This is a genomic window from Rugamonas sp. DEMB1 (assembly GCF_029834475.1).
GTDB lineage: Bacteria > Pseudomonadota > Gammaproteobacteria > Burkholderiales > Burkholderiaceae_D > Rugamonas > Rugamonas rubra.
Window position 1 is genome coordinate 3,285,084 of the sequence record NZ_CP122407.1, and the last position, 16,042, is coordinate 3,301,125.

16 protein-coding genes and 1 pseudogene are annotated in these 16,042 nt (G+C 56.4%); 13 read left to right on the forward strand and 4 right to left on the reverse strand.

The features are described from left to right. Positions 1-387: 387 nt before the first annotated feature. Positions 388-1,047 carry a PEP-CTERM sorting domain-containing protein gene (locus tag QC826_RS14855; protein ID WP_279766276.1) on the forward strand — a complete coding sequence of 220 codons (660 nt, stop codon included), beginning with the start codon at positions 388-390 and terminating at the stop codon, positions 1,045-1,047. An 85-nt stretch (positions 1,048-1,132) separates the two neighbouring features. Here the strand turns inward: QC826_RS14855 and QC826_RS14860 are convergent, their stop codons facing one another. Then, entirely contained in the window at positions 1,133-1,579 is a 447-nt protein-coding gene (locus QC826_RS14860; protein ID WP_279766277.1) for a CBS domain-containing protein, read from the reverse strand. 197 nt (positions 1,580-1,776) lie between these two features. Between QC826_RS14860 and QC826_RS14865 the strand changes: the two genes are divergently transcribed. The 3 genes from QC826_RS14865 to QC826_RS14875 all read left to right on the forward strand — a co-directional run bounded on the left by QC826_RS14865 (position 1,777) and on the right by QC826_RS14875 (position 5,247). Beyond that, positions 1,777-3,087: an O-acetylhomoserine aminocarboxypropyltransferase gene (locus QC826_RS14865; RefSeq protein ID WP_279766278.1), complete on the forward strand. Its 1,311-nt coding sequence runs from the start codon at positions 1,777-1,779 to the stop codon at positions 3,085-3,087. 1 nt (position 3,088) lies between these two features. After that, the gene (locus QC826_RS14870) at positions 3,089-3,898 is read left to right on the forward strand and encodes an alpha/beta fold hydrolase (RefSeq protein ID WP_279766279.1); all 810 of its coding nucleotides are present in this window, start codon (positions 3,089-3,091) and stop codon (positions 3,896-3,898) included. Positions 3,899-4,230: 332 nt separating this feature from the next. Then, positions 4,231-5,247: a DUF2971 domain-containing protein gene (locus QC826_RS14875; RefSeq protein ID WP_279766280.1), complete on the forward strand. Its 1,017-nt coding sequence runs from the start codon at positions 4,231-4,233 to the stop codon at positions 5,245-5,247. Positions 5,248-5,333: 86 nt separating this feature from the next. Here QC826_RS14875 and QC826_RS14880 read toward each other — a convergent pair whose 3' ends face one another. Further along, positions 5,334-6,335, reverse strand: coding sequence for a hypothetical protein (locus tag QC826_RS14880; protein WP_279766282.1), 1,002 nt, complete (start codon positions 6,333-6,335; stop codon positions 5,334-5,336). A 221-nt stretch (positions 6,336-6,556) separates the two neighbouring features. After that, on the reverse strand, positions 6,557-7,231 hold the full coding sequence (locus tag QC826_RS14885) for a hypothetical protein (RefSeq protein ID WP_279766283.1): 675 nt from the start codon (positions 7,229-7,231) through the stop codon (positions 6,557-6,559). Positions 7,232-7,687: 456 nt separating this feature from the next. On the opposite strand from QC826_RS14885, the gene QC826_RS14890 reads away from it, so the two are divergent. The 9 genes and pseudogenes from QC826_RS14890 (at position 7,688) to QC826_RS14930 (ending at position 14,586) form a co-directional block, all read left to right on the forward strand. Continuing rightward, on the forward strand, positions 7,688-9,553 hold the full coding sequence (locus QC826_RS14890) for a P-loop NTPase fold protein (protein WP_279766284.1): 1,866 nt from the start codon (positions 7,688-7,690) through the stop codon (positions 9,551-9,553). After that, positions 9,553-10,404 carry a Qat anti-phage system associated protein QatB gene (gene qatB / locus QC826_RS14895; RefSeq protein ID WP_279766285.1) on the forward strand — a complete coding sequence of 284 codons (852 nt, stop codon included), beginning with the start codon at positions 9,553-9,555 and terminating at the stop codon, positions 10,402-10,404. The genes QC826_RS14890 and qatB overlap by 1 nt, the downstream gene beginning before the upstream one ends. Next, positions 10,401-11,663, forward strand: a complete 1,263-nt coding sequence (gene qatC, locus QC826_RS14900; protein ID WP_279766286.1) for a Qat anti-phage system QueC-like protein QatC — start codon at positions 10,401-10,403, stop codon at positions 11,661-11,663. Before qatB ends, qatC begins: the two co-directional genes overlap by 4 nt. Continuing rightward, complete coding sequence (qatD, locus tag QC826_RS14905; protein WP_279766496.1) at positions 11,663-12,400, forward strand: Qat anti-phage system TatD family nuclease QatD; 738 nt, start codon at positions 11,663-11,665, stop codon at positions 12,398-12,400. Before qatC ends, qatD begins: the two co-directional genes overlap by 1 nt. 50 nt (positions 12,401-12,450) lie before the next feature. Continuing rightward, a pseudogene (locus QC826_RS14910) lies at positions 12,451-12,561 on the forward strand (oxidoreductase); the annotation flags it as partial. 170 nt (positions 12,562-12,731) lie between these two features. Next, positions 12,732-13,406 (forward strand): Pr6Pr family membrane protein, encoded by a 675-nt coding sequence (locus tag QC826_RS14915; protein ID WP_279766287.1) that lies wholly within the window; start codon positions 12,732-12,734, stop codon positions 13,404-13,406. Between the two features lie 14 nt (positions 13,407-13,420). Further along, positions 13,421-13,777: a hypothetical protein gene (locus tag QC826_RS14920; protein ID WP_279766288.1), complete on the forward strand. Its 357-nt coding sequence runs from the start codon at positions 13,421-13,423 to the stop codon at positions 13,775-13,777. A 288-nt stretch (positions 13,778-14,065) separates the two neighbouring features. After that, on the forward strand, positions 14,066-14,260 hold the full coding sequence (locus QC826_RS31650; RefSeq protein WP_409567835.1) for a type II toxin-antitoxin system RelE/ParE family toxin: 195 nt from the start codon (positions 14,066-14,068) through the stop codon (positions 14,258-14,260). After that, entirely contained in the window at positions 14,257-14,586 is a 330-nt protein-coding gene (locus QC826_RS14930; protein WP_279766290.1) for an addiction module antidote protein, read from the forward strand. The genes QC826_RS31650 and QC826_RS14930 overlap by 4 nt, the downstream gene beginning before the upstream one ends. A gap of 13 nt (positions 14,587-14,599) precedes the next feature. Here the strand turns inward: QC826_RS14930 and QC826_RS14935 are convergent, their stop codons facing one another. Then, positions 14,600-15,976 carry a YihY family inner membrane protein gene (locus tag QC826_RS14935; protein WP_279766291.1) on the reverse strand — a complete coding sequence of 459 codons (1,377 nt, stop codon included), beginning with the start codon at positions 15,974-15,976 and terminating at the stop codon, positions 14,600-14,602. Positions 15,977-16,042: the final 66 nt, after the last annotated feature.

The window sequence follows — 16,042 nt, forward strand, 5'->3', positions numbered from 1 at the left end:
GTTGCCGGTGGGCGAGTACACCGTCTGGTATCTGTACAAGAACGGCTACGTGGTGCTGGGCGGACCGATCAGCTTCAGCGTGACCCAGCTCAGCGCGGCTAGCCCCAGCGTGGCGCGCGGCAAGCCCATCGTGTTCGACTATGCCGTGCCCGCCGCCAAGGTGACCAGCACCAACTGGATCGGCATCTGGCCGGCCGGCGTTACGCCGGGCAGCGGCACCTATCTGGTGTGGCAGTACGTCACCGCCGCCGCCGGCCTGGCCACCTTCGACACCAGCAAGCTCGCCCCCGGCGCCTACACCGCCTGGTGCCTGTACAACGACGGCTACGCCCAGCTGGGCGGCCCGTGCAACTTCAGCGTCGTCTGACGCAAGAACGGAAAGAGAAAATGAAACACCACAAACTGCAACGCGCCCTGCTGGGCTTGACCCTGGCCGCCGCCAGCGCCCTGGCCCAGGCCGGCGTGCTCGGCTTCGACCAGCGCGCCGACTTCAACGCCGCCGGCCACATCGCCGTCAACAGCAACTTCGACGACTTCGGCCGTGGCTACCACTTCCCCGGCAGCGACTTCAGCCGTGGCGACGTCACCTATGTGTCCGATGAAAACCTGGTGGTCGGCGCCGGCACCGCCATGTCGGTCGGCAAGCTGCGCCCCGTGATGAGCAACGAATACTGGTCGCCGCTGGTGGCGCAAGTGAACGAAGCGCCGCGCTACAGCATGCTCGGCTTCGACGCCGCCGTCACCGCCGGCCCGGTCGACATCACCATCGACACCAACCAGGGCAGCTACGCCTACCACGGCGTCAGCCTGCCCAACGGCAGCGCCGGCTTCGGCTTCAAGGGCTTCGTCGCCACCGGCGTCGGCGAGTACTTCACCGGCTTCCGCATCGACTCGCAGGGTAGCGGCTACCTGGCCGGCGTGACCGACGTGGCGCTGGGCCAAGTGTCGGCCGTGCCGGAACCGGGCAGCGCCGCCATGCTGCTGGCCGGCCTGGGAATGCTGGGCTGGCTGCGCCGCCACAAAGGAGGGTCAGACCCTAGGGTCTGACCCTGACTCGTTGCCGCCAGAGTTGGCGAGCACAAAAAAAACGCCATCGAATCCGATGGCGTTCTTCACTACAGCAAGCACAACCTCAATCGGTGGTTTCCGCCGGCCAGTCGCGAATGTAAGCCTTGAGCATACGGTTCTCAAAGCTCTGCGCCTCCAACACCGCGCGCGCCACGTCGTAAAACGAGATCACGCCCAAAATAGTTTTAGCATTCATCACCGGCAAATACCGCGCATGTTTTTCCAACATAATCCGCCGCACCTCGTTGACCTCGGTATCCGCCGTCACCGTAATCGGATGATCATCCATATGCTTGCGCACCGTCCCGCCGCCGACCGAACCCGCATTGCTGTGCACGGCCTTGAGCACCTCGCGGAAGGTGAGCATGCCGACCAGGTCGCCAAACTCCATCACCACCAGCGAACCGATGTCCTTCTCGGCCATGGTGTTGGCCGCGTCCACCAACATCTGGTCGGGGGTAATGGTATAAAGAATATTGCCTTTAACCTGGAGAATTTCGGAAACTTTCATTTTGGGCCGTCCTGTCGCTCGTGAATGGGCTCTCTGCTTGAGATGTCTATTTTTGTCGCCTTACAGCGAATGTAGCCTATGCCCGGCAAAAAATCCAGCATTGTGAATAATCAAAACGCAACATTTGAGCATGCTTGTTGCATGCGGTCGATTCAAGTAGCATCTGCTCCATTCCAATCTTTCCAGAATGAGAACACATGAGCGGACCCCACTACCCCGGCTTCGATACCTTGTCGCTGCACGCCGGCGCGACGCCGGACCCCACCACCGGCGCGCGCGCCACCCCGGTCTACTTCACCTCCGCCTTCGCCTTCAAAGATTCCGACCAGGCCGCCGCGCTGTTTAATATGGAGCGCGCCGGCCACGTCTACTCGCGCATCTCCAACCCCACCAACGCCGTGCTGGAAGAACGCATCGCCGCGCTGGAAGGCGGCGTGGCCGGCATCGCCACCGCCAGCGGCCAGGCCGCCATGCACCTGGGCCTGGTCACCATCGCCGGCGCCGGCTCGCACATCGTCGCCTCGCGCGCCCTGTACGGCGGCTCGCACAACATGCTCGCCTACACGCTCAAGCGCTTCGGCATCGAGACCACCTTCGTCGACCCGCGCGACGCCGACGCCTGGCGCGCCGCCATCCGCCCCAACACCAAGGTGCTGTTCGCCGAAACGCTGGGCAACCCCGGCCTGGACGTGCTCAACGTGCCGCAAATCGCCGCCCTGGCCCACGAGCACCACCTGCCGCTGATGCTCGACTCCACCTTCACCACGCCCTACCTGCTACGACCATTCGACCACGGCGCCGACCTGGTGTTCCACTCGGCGACCAAATTCCTTTGCGGCCACGGCACCGCCATCGGCGGCCTGCTGGTCGACGGCGGCACCTTCGACTGGCAGAGCGCCTACGACCAGACCGGCCGCTTCGGCGAGCTGTGCGAACCCTACGACGGCTTCCACGGCATGGTCTTCGCCGAAGAGTCCACCGTCGGCGCCTTCGCCCTGCGCGCGCGGCGCGAAGGCCTGCGCGACTTCGGCGCCGTGATGAGCCCGCACAACGCCTTCGCCATCCTGCAAGGCGTGGAAACGCTGGGCCTGCGCATGGAGCGCCACGTGTCCAACACCCGCAAGGTGATCGACTTCCTGCTGACCAACCCCGCCGTCGAGTCCGTCTCCTACCCCGAGCTGGACAGCCACCCCGACTACGCGCTGGCCAAGACCCTGCTGCCGAAGGGCAGCGGCGCCGTCTTCACCTTCAACCTAAAGGGCGACCGCGCCGCCGGCCGCCGCTTCATCGACGGGCTGAAAGTGTTCTCGCACCTGGCCAACGTCGGCGACGCCAAGTCGCTGGCCATCCACCCCGCCTCGACCACGCACTTCCGCGTGCCCAGCGACCAGCTCGCCGCCGCCGGCATCACCGAAGGCACGCTGCGCCTGTCGGTCGGCCTGGAGGACGCCGACGACCTGATCGAAGACCTGGCGCGCGCGCTCAAACTGTCCCAGAAAGGAAGCTGACATGCTGCTCACCGTGCAAGGCGTGGACGCCTATTGCTACACCGGCGGCAAGCCCTTCGACGCCGCCCTGCCCACCGTCGTCTTCCTCCACGGCGCGCAGAACGACCACTCCGTGTGGGCGCTGCAGAGCCGCTACTTCGCCCACCACGGCTTTGGCGTGCTGGCCGTCGACCTGCCCGGCCACGGCCGCAGCAAGGGCGCCGCCAAGACCAGCGTCGAAGAGCTGGCCGCCTGGCTGCTGGAGCTGCTCGACGCCGCCGGCGTGGACCAGGCCGCGCTGTTCGGCCACAGCATGGGCTCGCTGATCGCGCTGGAGGCCTCGCACCAGGCGCCGCAGCGGGTGCGCCAGCTGGGCCTGCTGGGCTCGACCTACCCGATGAAGGTCTCCGACACGCTGCTGGAAACCTCGCGCAGCGACGAGCAGGCCGCCATTGACATGGTCAACATCTGGTCGCACTCGTCGATCGCGCAAAAGCCGTCCTTCCCCGGCCCCGGCTTCTACGCCATGGGCGGCGCCATGCGGCTCAAGCAGCGCATCGCGCAGATCAATCCGGCGCAGGTGTTCTACACCGACTTTTTCGCCTGCAACGCCTACGCCAACGGCGAGGCCGCCGCCAAGGCGGTGCGCTGCCCCACCCTGTTCATCTTCGGCCTGCGCGACATGATGACGCCGCCGCGCTCGACCAAGCTGCTGACCTCGTCCATTGCGCATGGCAAGGTGGTGCAGGTGGATGCCGGGCATGAGCTGATGGCGGAGCAGCCGGATGCGGTGTTGGATGCGTTGGTGGGGTTTGCGCGGATGGGGAGCTAGTTGTCTACTGTGATTCGTACTAACCGGCCGGTCCCAGCGAAGAGCAGACCCATGCTCAACTGTTCATAAAAAAACAATCGCAAGCCTCTGAAAATTATTTAATTTACGAAATTTAACTCTATCTGATGGTTAGAACAATTTCATAGGATTGTCTCGTACTCCGGCACCCGCTCAGAAATTTCCGGGAAAATTAGGGCACATCGAATAACCTCGTTTTCAGCAACACGCAGCTACACAAAAAAATGACTTCAAAGGCCCGGCTTGGCTAAACGTGAGGTTTTTCGAAGTGCCCATAATGCACGTGATACTAAAATCCAATTTAGATCTTAGTATTGATCTTTACTCAACCTGAAAAAATACTGGGTTTTCAATTAAACCATCGCCAAACTACATTTACAAAAACCATTTTAAGTATGAACAAAAATATTTACAAATATGTTGGTCCAAACAATTTAAATAAGCTACTTTCTTCTACTGAGCATGTTTCCCTAAAATGCTCCCGCCCAAATGAGTTCAATGATCCTTATGAGCTTTTCCTAACAGTCGACTTCAACGAAAGGCCCGAAATTATTGCATTTTACTCTGAGGTTGTTGGCGAACTTCCACAATTACCTACAACTTGCTTTTCATTATCACCCGCAGTTCCTCCGATGTGGGCGCATTATGCCCAGAATCTTGAAGGTTTTGTCATAGAATTCGATGAAGAGAAGCTGGCGAGAGAATTTCCGGAAAGCAGTTTCGGCAATGTTAACTACCGAGACACCCCGGATACTGGACTAACTGACATGCTCCATCGAGCATCAGCAATTGGAAAGGGGCGTCACGTCTACATGCTGCAACAAGGGGTATTTAACTCTGCTTATTGTACAAAAACAACATGTTGGAGCTACGAAAAAGAACGAAGAATGATAGTTCAGGAAAGCAAAACCCGCTTATCCGGCGAGATCATTCTTATGGACGTTCCGAATGAATGCGTCAATTCTTTTATTAGCGGCCCCCGTGCATCTATGGACACTATTGCAGCTCTTCGCGCCAGGGCAGCCGAACTCGGTTGCAAATATTTCCAATTGAAAATCGGCAAGTCATCGGCTTCACAATTTTTCATTAATTCAATCGGCGATCCTTTTGTCTTTAACGGCACTTCCATAGTACCAAGCTTACAGCATTGTGCGTCGTGCCAGGAACCGCTCATCAACAAATCAAGGTATTGTTCCTGGTGCCAGATCAATGAAACGCACATGCGCGACGCGGCGGCTCGAAATCCATATCGTATGTATGCCCGCCACGGATTACTTAATTCCTACATTGCGGCAATGGACAAGATTAGCCGAATGGAGAAAAAGAAATAGTGAAAAATTCTCTTCGCGCATCTTTTCCTCAAATAGCAATTAACTCCACTGGCAGGAGATATCGAATATTAATTTTACTTGGCTCACTACATTAATTTTTCAATTTTAGTGGAAATAATTCCCAGCACCACTGCCAAAATAGAACCAAAAACAAACCGCAGTAGCGTGTCACGCCTGCTCAATCTGAATTTATCAATAACATTTTCATCACCGCGATTTAATTTTAAGTAAGATAATATTGGAAAATTATCAACAGAATATTCTAAAATAGCACCCAGTCTTCTGCATAAAATTGAAAAAATATATAATGATGATGAATAGAACAATATGAATTTTGCCACAGTATCCAATCCAACATCTTTCCCAAATTCTCTGGAAACATAGCCTAAAGAAAAAAACGTCATTAACCCGATATTAATAATCATTAAAAAATCTCCAAAACCGTGAGATATTTTCTGAAGAGCGTCTAGCCACTTGAGTGATGGAGATGCTTTACATCCTTTCACCCACTCGTCAAATGCCTCAATAAATCCCCGAGCGACTATATAATCGGCATATTCAACTGTTATCTCTGCAACAACCATAGAAGAATAGGCAAAAATTCTTCTGTACATAACTGGTGCGCCATCTGCTTCCATTTGCGCCATAACGGCCACTCGTGACGTCAATTTCACCGTTACGATATATTCTTGAGTGCGTTGAAGTCCTGCTGGAATAATGGAAAAATTATACCTCATGACAAAATTTAGAGTTGGGCTAGTACTGCTAGTATTATATAGTTTAAAGCGCTCAAATGAAGTGAATTGTTCTTTTCGTTCCTTATCATGGAAAATTGATACCACTTCATTTGATGCAACGACGTTATGAACATCGCAAAGTTGCATTATTTTATGATGCAATTGTTCTATTTCATTGAATTCCACAAGCAGATGTTCAGCATAACGTTTCCGGACTTCTTCAGTCCTTCCATTAATCTGATGATAAACATCTTGATAAATCTTCAAAGAAACCTTTGAGTTAGCATCCCCAACAGAGACCACGGGAGCAGAATCATGATCGCCATTACCATTTTCAATTATTTCAGACACAAAATTTCCTTTTTGAAATTATTTACATAAAATTAATATTTCTAACCTATGTAAGCCAGAACCATGTAATGAAGCAATTTTGACACGAAAATGGCAAGGTGCCAAAAAAAGATATATGACGCCAAACAGCTTCAAAGTTTTCTGAAGAGAGACACGCTGGCATCGACGATGGCAACCAGAAAATGGAAAATCGCATGTTCGTCAACCTAATCAATGGATTACTAGGGCGTTCGCTCTCCCGCTCTAATCGGAAAACAAACTGATCCTGAGTTTTTACCATCGCTGACGTGCTGATCTGGTTCGGTCTCAGAAATTTTACCGAGCCGATACTGCCATGCACGTACGGCCGAAACGACGCGCGGATTTGGAGAGTGTTCAAAGGTACTTTTCAGTGTGTCTCCTATGGTTTGGATACTCCCCTTGCAAGCCGAAAAGGAAGCGCAAAGTGAGATGCCATTTTCAGTTGAAAGTAGTACGCTGTCGCCAACACGTAACCAGAACAGAACGGGAAGTGCAATGCCTTTCCAGCCGGCAGCAAGATTGTGCCGGCGATCGAAGTTACAGAGGATGGGCTCCTCTGCATCGGCAAATGCATCGCCGAGCCGGGCCCAGCGCGACTCTGCACATCGCCACAGCTCGCCAAGATCGGGCGCCACGTCATTTAGCCATTTGAAAGGATAGGCTTGCTCAGAGATGAGCGGCGTCCAAATGACAGCAGGCTGCTCAAGAAAGCCGACCCACGTCCAATCGAAAGGCTGCGGATCGCTCTCAGTATTTGAGTACCAGAACGGGCGGCGATCCAGAATCAGCATGCCTTTCCCATAGCCATCATTCCGCAATTTCGGGTCATCAGCGGGAGCAAACTCGAAGTGCAGGATCGGAAAATTCTTATCCATATTTCTTCACCCTGTCTTTGAACTCTGATAGACAGCCCTTATTCTGCGCCACTTGAGTCAATGCGGCCAGAATTGGCCTTGGCAGAGGGGTTCATTCCCCCCCCCCCCCGGGACGTCCAAACCAAGGATAACGGTGGTACGAACTAGGCTGCGTTGGCACGGTCTCGTAAATTACACCGTCGCGCACGGCCCACATCCGTCCAGGCTGAGTTATGCCGTTCCCCCGCCACCATATCGAGTGGCATCGCGCCAATTTGCACCCAGGTGGTTTGCGCGCCGCCATTCGGCTGTGCTAGAGCCGGTTAAATATTTGATATCAAGCTGTCATTCTTGCGCCGCTGGCAATTGTTAAAATATGTAGTTTTCATGCCAACTTATGGTAAGATTAAAAAGTTAATTTACCGAAACAGTTAGTTCGGCGCCAGCACCGAATTATTTCGTCAAAGGGGGCCGTACGTGTGGTCGGATAACGAAACAATAGTTGACTATTTAAACTTCGGAGTAGTTGCCGACGCTTGTGCAAAACTTTTGCAGCAGTCCCGGGGTATGCCGATTTCGGTCGGGATTTCTGGTGGGTGGGGCGCCGGCAAGACCTCATTGGTTCGAATGATTGAAAGTCGCCTGAGGCAGTCCTCCATGCCGGACCAGAATACCTATGTTGTGGTCACTTTCAATCCTTGGCTTTACCAGGACTTCGAAGGCGCGCGCAGCGCGCTTCTTCAACTCGTCGGGGATGAGGTACTTCGCCTGGCCGCTTCCAATGAAAAACTGTTCAGCAAGGCCAAGCGACTTCTAAAGCGGATAAATCTTCTTCGCCTCGCGCAGCTTGGAGGCGAAGCGGCGGTAACCCTTTATACCGGCGTACCAGTCGGGTCTATTGGTCAAGCTATCGCTAAAGCGGGCGGGTTCTTGGGCTTGGGAGACAGCGACGACGACGGTGATACGGACGATGACGCAAAGGGCAACGACGACAAAGGCGACGCGCTGCTTAAACCGGCTGATCCTATCTCACTACCCAACGAAATCCAGGCCTTCCGAAATGCCTTGGAGGGGCTGTTAGAATCGCTCAAAGTGACGTTGGTGGTTTTTGTGGATGACTTAGACCGCTGCCTGCCGAAAACCGCTATTTCAACGCTTGAGTCAATTCGGCTCCTGCTCTTCCTCAAACGAAGTGCTTTCGTCATTGCTGCCGACAATGAGTTCATCCGTGGTGCTGTACGCGTGCATTTTGAAGGAACCCAGATATCCAGCGACGTCGCTACCAACTATTTCGACAAGCTGATCCAAGTACCACTCCACGTCCCTCGGCTTGGCACTAACGAAGCGAAGGCATATTTAGCGCTTCTCCTAATGGAGCGAGCAAATGCGGACGGCTACTTTGATGACTCTGACTTCGCCGCTGCGCTGAAAGCTATTCCCGCGCGACTCCAGGCAAGCTGGCGCGGAGACGCCGTCACCACCGAATTCTTGCTAAGTCTGATTAGTACTGGCGACGCACAGATGGGCGCGCTAATGGGACTAGCTGAGGGGCTGGCCCCCCTGCTCACCCAGTCCAAGGCAGTAAACGCAAATCCGCGTCTGATGAAGCGGTTCCTTAACATTGTTTATCTACGGTCCGCGCTTGCGGAGCCTCAAGGTATCACCCTCGACATACCCTCGCTGGCCAAGTGGCATCTCGTCGAACGCTGTGATGAAACCCTAGCGAATGCACTTAGCACTTTGGTCACATCAGCATCCGACGGCCGTGTGAACGCGCTGCGTGAAGCTGAGTCCCTGGCCGCTGATCCGGGCGCGACGCTTCCCGAACCATTTACGGACGACCCTTTCACGCGTGATTGGTTGCAGCTTCATCCGGCACTTGGCGAGACGGACTTGCGGCCACTGTTGCATCTTAGCCGGGACACAGCGACGCGGGACTTCGGCACAGACAACATGACTCCAGAAGGCCGCGCCTTGCGCGATGCGCTCGTCAGCGCCACGAATTCCAACGGTCCTTTGACGCAGGCCATCACGGCAGCTGGCGCGATTCAATCAGAGATGGCAATGGTTCGTGCTTGGCAGCTAAAGGCATCAAAGCGAACTTGGCGAGCTGGTGAAGATGTAGTTCCGCTCATCGAACCATGCAAGGTTTTCAGCCAACTCAGCGCAAAGGCTGCGGCACTGTTGAGCGAGGCGCCGGTGGCAGATATTGGACCCGGCATCATTCCCATGCTCTACACGCAGACCTGGGCCCGTCCTGTTCTTGATAAGTGGGAGCTCGCTCCGTTAGTGGATAAAACGGCAAAAGCGGCTATTCAACGTGCGAAGAAAGCGACTCACTGATGGGGACCTCTACTTCGAGCTCCGGCGGCAAAGGCGGCTCTCCATTCGATCCGGAATGGCTGACGCCAGATGCTTCGGACGATGGCAATGACTCTGGCGAAGCTGACGCCTCGGAATCCGAGGCTGGCGATGACGCCGCCGAGAATTCCACGGACGATGCAGGCCAATGCGAAGCTGGTCAAGAAGAAGCAATGAACGCCCCTAGTCGCCGCTTCGCAGTTGCGCGCACCCAAATGTCTGCTTATCTCGCTGGCGGTGGGCGCGAGTCATTACGCTCTGCTACAAAGAGCATGGTCAATAAGGGTATGGGAGGCCCTCGGCGTGCTGCCTCCACCATGAGGGGTACAGCGAAAGGAGCTGGAGCCTTGGGCCAGTTCTTAGCATCGGCACGCGACCGATCAGATGCACGCGTTACCGACTGGGTTGATCGGGCACGCCAAGGAAATCTTTCTGCCGATGACCTCATCCTGGAATTGGTGAAAGAAGTCCTCCCTGATACTGGAAGTACGGACGATGAGTCTCTGCGCAACGCCGCAGCTGAAGCTCTCGGCCAGCTCTACGAGCTAAATCCTGGCATCGATATCTTTGCACTAACGGATTTGCAAATTCACGACGTAATGGCCATCACCATTGCTAGCGATGTCTGTAATCGCATGGACCTCCAGCTGGGGCAAACCTACGAACGATTGAAGTACAGCCCGCAACAGGTTCAACTTTTTCGCAAGGACGTGCGGGAATATGTGCAGTCAGAGGTCCGCGTCATCATGGAGCGACGCGGCGCAGCTAGCCACGATCCAAAGCGACTGGCGTATGAAGTGTTGCAATCAACGCTGGAGGTTTTTGCTTCATGAAATTTATATGTACATCTGTCGAAAACTTGCCAAGTTCGCTCGCAACGGGCGAACGTGCGTTCACGCTGTTCAAGACCGCCGGACTTCCAGAAGTAGGGACCATAGCAAGGGGCTGGAGAGGATCGCTCAAGCGCAAAGGCTTCGCTCCCTCGGCGCAGACGTGGGACTTCGTCCAATTTTGCTTGGCCGTTTGCGCAGCAGACTTGGCCGGAGTGCGAAGCACGAGCGCCGATGGCTGGACGCGCACCATCGAGCTCACAATCGGCCTTAACGCACCGCTGGATTGGACACCGCTAAAAGCCCATGCTGAAGCCATGCTGAAAGTACTAACTGGCGACTACTGGACACTTCATTTCGTTGAAGGTGGAGTCCTCCCACCTAACGGAAATGCACAGCCGCTTAATCGCGATTGTGTGTCGTTGTTGTCTGGCGGGTTAGACAGCCTCATTGGGGGCATCGATCTAGTCAGCCAAGGGCGTCGACCGTTGCTGGTGTCACAGTTGGCACATGAGGACTCCGAACGGCAACGACATTATGCGAGTGTCCTCGGTGGCAGAGAAACGCATATGCAGTGGAGTCACGGCATAAGTTTTTCCGGCCCGCGTGAGTCATCCACTCGTGGCCGCTCCTTGGCATTTTACGCCTTTGCGATTTTAGCAGCCTCGAGAGTCGTTAGTTCGCCGGTTCCAGTTTTCGTTCCAGAAAACGGATTTATCTGCATAAATCCACCGCTTGTACCAGGCAGAGTCGCCAGCCTCAGTACACGTACGACACATCCTCTCTTTATTGCGATGCTGCAGGAGTTGCTTGATGGGCTTGGGGTTGATGTTAAACTTGAGCTACCCTATCGCTTCAAAACCAAAGGGGAGATGCTGCGCGAATGCCAGGACCAGACGCTTCTTACAACATTGGCGTCAGACTCCACAAGTTGCGGCCGATTCCGAACATACAACCGCGTACACTGTGGGCGCTGTGTGCCCTGCATGATTCGCAAAAGTGCGTTCCTCGCGTGGGGACCAGATCGCGACACTACGCGCTACGTCCATGCAACTCTGGCAGGCTCGGACAAGGCCAGCGGGCCGGATGACCCGATGGCTGCCGCTTTGGCCATTTTGACCGTACGCGACCAAGGTCTCGACCGATTCCTTGGTGCATCATTGGCGTTCGCGTCAACCAATGACCGCGCTTTATACAGAAATGTACTCGAGACTGGGATTCAAGAACTTGAGGCGCTGCTCCAAGCAGATGGAATATTGTGATGGATTTTCACTGTCACCTAGACCTCTATCCGCGCGCACGGGAGGTCTACAAGGAAGCATTGCACCGTAATGAATTTACCTGGTTAGTGACGACAAGCCCGAAAGCGTTTGAGGCGACGTCCCGAGTATTGGGTAACTCGCCCAAGGTGCTTGTAACTCCTGGTCTCCATCCCGAAATTGCTCATGAACGAGCGGCAGAACTAGAGTTATTGCTCAAGCAAATTGCAATCGCACCGGCGGTGGGCGAAGTTGGGCTCGACGGTTCGCCTCGGTTCAAGCATTCGTATGAAATTCAGCGACACATCTTCCAGTCTGTCATTCGGCGCTGTAGTGAGGTGGGCGGACGCGCCTTAAGCATTCACTCACGCGGGGCTGTAAAGGATGTGCTGGCGATTTTACAAAAGCATCCAGGTTTTGGAACGGCTATACTGCATTGGTTTTCCGGGACTCCTGCGGAACTCAGGGCCGCAGAAGCATTCGGGTGCTGGTTTAGTGTTGGGCCTGCGATGTTTGAATCCGCCAGCGGTCGCGCCCTTGCGATGAAGATGGCTCGAGAAAAAATTGTCCCCGAAAGCGATGGACCATTTGCAAAAGTTGCGGGAGCCACGGTCATGCCTTGGAGCACCCATGATACCGCCGAACGCTTAGCATCTCTATGGGGCGTGCGGAGCGATGAAGCTGTCGCCACTCTTGCTCGCAACAGTCATCAGTTGCTCCGACTAATGGGCCGTTCATAGCGTTATGGTCACTGATTTCATGAGCTCAGTCCTTGACCGCGTCATAGTTTGTAGCGGTGCAGCGCTACGGCACAGCCGACGAGGTCGCCTACTTGGCCGGTCCCGAGGCTGGCTACGTCACCGGCGCGAGCCTGACCATTGACGGTGGCTTCAACGCATAACAGACGCACAGCCGGGAAGCCGCCGCCCAGCAAGGGATCGCGCCAGCAAGGCGAAGCGTGATCTGAGGCGTTTTTGGCATGGACCGGCTCTCGCATCCCGCACCTTGGCATCAGCGCCCCATCTCGATTGCCGCGCCCTCGGTCAAACATTACCCTGATGTTTTATCCCTATGAACAACACAACTTCAAGCATCTCCCCAACCCAGCGGGCCGGCACCCGCGATTTCATCGGTCCGGCGCTTGCGCTGCTGGCTTGGTTCGGCATCTTGCTGCAGTTGTGGTTGTCCCTGCGCAAGGGGAAGACGCTGGCAGACGGATTGCTGACCTATGTCGGCTTCTTTACCGTATTGACCAACATTTTCGTCGCGTTGACGCTGACATTGCCGGTGTACACGCCCGCAACCAGGCTGGGCCGCTTCTTCGAAAGTGCCCAGACGAGCGCCTGCGCCGCGACCAGCATCGCTCTCGTTGGGATGGGCTACCATTTCTTGTTGAGCCACGTGTGGGCGCCGCAAGGGCTGCAATGGCTGGCTGACGTGGTGATGCACTATCTGGTTCCGGCCTCGTATTGCGCCTATTGGTTGTTTGTGCTGCAGAAGCCCAGCCTGCCGTGGTGGTCGCCGCTGGCTTGGAGCACCTACCCGGTTCTCTACTTTGCGTATGCCTTGGTTCGCGGCGCCGCATTGGGCGTCTATCCCTACTACTTCATCGACGTCACCTCCATTGGCTACGGCGGCACCCTGCGCAACGCATCCGGCTTGTTGCTGGGCTATGTGCTAGTCGGCTGGCTGTTCCTTGGAGTAGTCACGATGATTGGACGTTACCGGACGCAATTATCAGAATAATCATTAGAGAAAAAATGAGCATTTTAGACAAACTCCGCCGTATGCTCGGCTTGCCCCCAGTATTGCGATATGGGAAAAGCGGCCCCGCCCTGGACCCGACAAAAACGTATGAGTTTACGTTCGTTGCCAATTTCGCGGACGAGCGCGGCGCGGCCCTGTGCGCCATGGCGTTGGAGAACACCAGTTTGGCCTCGAAGGTTCAAGGCTTGGCCAATGGCCGTTGGAATGCGGAATTCACGATCACGGCAAAAGCCGACGCGGAAAAAATGTTCCGCCTCGGCGATGCAATACACGATGCGGCCGAAACCAATGGCGGAAAGGTTCTGCTTACAACAGTTGGCGCCACGCGGACCACTAGCGATGCGACCTAACTTTAAGCAGCAGTAACCGAGCGGCCGCAAACGCGCCTACAGCGGCTGCCCCAATCCTCGCCCTACCGTTGCTTGCCCCTGCATGGAAACTGATCAAACGTAAAGCTTCCATCATGTATCTAGCTTATCTTGGTTTAGCTTATAAGCTACAATCGGGTGCAAGATGGAGCTTTTCCGGTATCAACGCGACGACGGAAGTGAGCCGTTCTCGGAGTGGTTGGCGCAGCTCGACGATAGACGCGCGCAGCAAACGTGCGGGTCCGCTTGCTTAGGCTCGAGGCTGGCAATTTGGGCGATGCCAGCGCCGTCGGCGAAGGCGTTATGGAACTGCGTATCCATGTCGGCGCAGGATACCGTGTCTATTTTGGCCGGCATGGACAAGCCATCGTCATCTTGCTGATGGGCGGGAGCAAAAAGCGGCAGGCGGCCGACATTCGGCTTGCCAAGCAATACTGGTTGGAATGGAAGAGTACGCAATCATGAACAAGCTGAAGAACGTTGTCTCGCATCGGGAACGCGAAATCGCCGAATTGAGAGCCGATCATGCCTTGGCGGTTGAGTATCTGCGGGCGGCTATGGAATCGCTGGACGACCCTGCCGACCGGGGCTCGGGCTTGGCCGCATTGCGCGTCGTGGCGGAAGCCTACGGGGGCTTGGGGCTGGTTGCCAGCCAAGCGGGCATCAGCCGCGAGTCCCTCTATCGTGCCTTGTCACCGAAAGGCAATCCCACGCTGAAGACGCTGATCGCGATCTTACAAACGGTGGGTATGCGCTTGTCGGTGGAGGCCGCCCCGCCCATTCCAGGCTAGGCCGGCCCTGGAGCTAGCGGCAATCCAACGGCCCAAAATGCTCCTCCAGCGTGCGCCCCAGCCCCTGCTCCACCGCCGTCTCCACATTGCGCGCCAGCGCCGCCGCGTCGCGCGCGGCCTGGATGTCGCGCTCGTCGTCGCTGTCGGCCACCACGCCGGCGTTGAGCGGCATGCCGCCGAAGACGAACAGGCGGTACACCTCGGCCAGGGTCAGCCGCTGCACGTTGGCCAGCAGCACCCAGTGGTCCGAGCCGTCGCTGACGCGCTTGCCAAACTGCACCCGCAGCGGCGCCTCGACGTTGACCCGGCCGACCCAGCCCTCGGCCGCCATCCGCTCGAGCAGCATGTCCATCTCGTCGTAGCCGATGCGGGTGTTGGAGCGGATCTTGCGCGAGCTGACCAGCGCCGTGTCGCCGCATTTGCAGGCCACGTGCAGCACCTTGAGGATGGCGATGGCGTCGACGAACTCGCCGCCCGGCGCCGGCTCGTACCACCAGCGCTCGTACTTCACCACCGGCAGCGCGGCCACCAGCAGCGCGCCGAGCAGCGTGATGATCCACGACACGTACACCCACAGCAGGAACAGCGGCAGCGCGGCGAGCGCGCCGTAGATCTTCGAATAGGTGGGGAACTGGGTGATGAAGACGGCGAAGGCGCGCTTGGCCAGCTCGAACACCAGGCCGGCCACCAGGCCGCCCCAGGCGGCGTCGCGCCAGTCGACCTCGCGGTTGGGCACGGCCACGTACAGCAGCGTGAAGCCGGCGGTGGTGAGCGACAGCGACACAATCATGTAGAGCAGCTTGCCAAGCACGGGAATGTCGCCGACCAAATCGCTGGTGGCCAAGGAGAACTGGGCGGACATGGTCAGCGACACGCCGATCAGCAGCGGGCCGAGCGTGACGATGGCCCAGTACACCAAAATTCGCTTGGTCCAGCCGCGCTCGGTGCGCACGCGCCAGATGCGGTTGAAGACCTTTTCGATCATGCCCATCATGGCGATGGAGGTGACGATCAGCGCCACCGCGCCCACCGCCGACAGCCGCGTCGCTTTGCTGGCGAACATGGTCAGATAATTGAGGATGGTGTTGGCGATCGCCTTCGGCATCACGCTCTGCACGAAGTAGGCTTCGAGCGAGGCGCGGAAGGTGTTAAACATCGGGAAGGTGGTGAAGATGGCCAGCGCGATGGTCAGCAACGGCACCAGCGCGAACACGGTGGTGAAGGTCAGGCTGCCGGCCACCTGGGGCAGGCTTTCCTCGCGCAGGCGGCGGCGGGCGAACAGCGACAGGTCGCGCACCTCCTGCCAGGTGAGCGCGCGCACGGCGTCGAGCCCAACGCGGCTGCTGCTGGAAAGGTATTGGAAAAACGGGGTCAAATATTTTAAAAACATGTAATCGATACTCAAAAGCGCGCGGACGGCACTGCTGCCGCCCTTCAAAGCGCCCTATAATACCAA

Coding starts and splice junctions, on each gene's coding strand:
- QC826_RS14855 (WP_279766276.1), top strand. CDS start 388: ATGAAACACCACAAACTGCAACGCGCCCTGCTGGGCTTGACCCTGGCC.
- QC826_RS14860 (WP_279766277.1), bottom strand. CDS start 1,579: ATGAAAGTTTCCGAAATTCTCCAGGTTAAAGGCAATATTCTTTATACC.
- QC826_RS14865 (WP_279766278.1), top strand. CDS start 1,777: ATGAGCGGACCCCACTACCCCGGCTTCGATACCTTGTCGCTGCACGCC.
- QC826_RS14870 (WP_279766279.1), top strand. CDS start 3,089: ATGCTGCTCACCGTGCAAGGCGTGGACGCCTATTGCTACACCGGCGGC.
- QC826_RS14885 (WP_279766283.1), bottom strand. CDS start 7,231: ATGGATAAGAATTTTCCGATCCTGCACTTCGAGTTTGCTCCCGCTGAT.
- qatB (WP_279766285.1), top strand. CDS start 9,553: ATGGGGACCTCTACTTCGAGCTCCGGCGGCAAAGGCGGCTCTCCATTC.
- qatC (WP_279766286.1), top strand. CDS start 10,401: ATGAAATTTATATGTACATCTGTCGAAAACTTGCCAAGTTCGCTCGCA.
- qatD (WP_279766496.1), top strand. CDS start 11,663: ATGGATTTTCACTGTCACCTAGACCTCTATCCGCGCGCACGGGAGGTC.
- QC826_RS14915 (WP_279766287.1), top strand. CDS start 12,732: ATGAACAACACAACTTCAAGCATCTCCCCAACCCAGCGGGCCGGCACC.
- QC826_RS14920 (WP_279766288.1), top strand. CDS start 13,421: ATGAGCATTTTAGACAAACTCCGCCGTATGCTCGGCTTGCCCCCAGTA.
- QC826_RS14930 (WP_279766290.1), top strand. CDS start 14,257: ATGAACAAGCTGAAGAACGTTGTCTCGCATCGGGAACGCGAAATCGCC.
- QC826_RS14935 (WP_279766291.1), bottom strand. CDS start 15,976: ATGTTTTTAAAATATTTGACCCCGTTTTTCCAATACCTTTCCAGCAGC.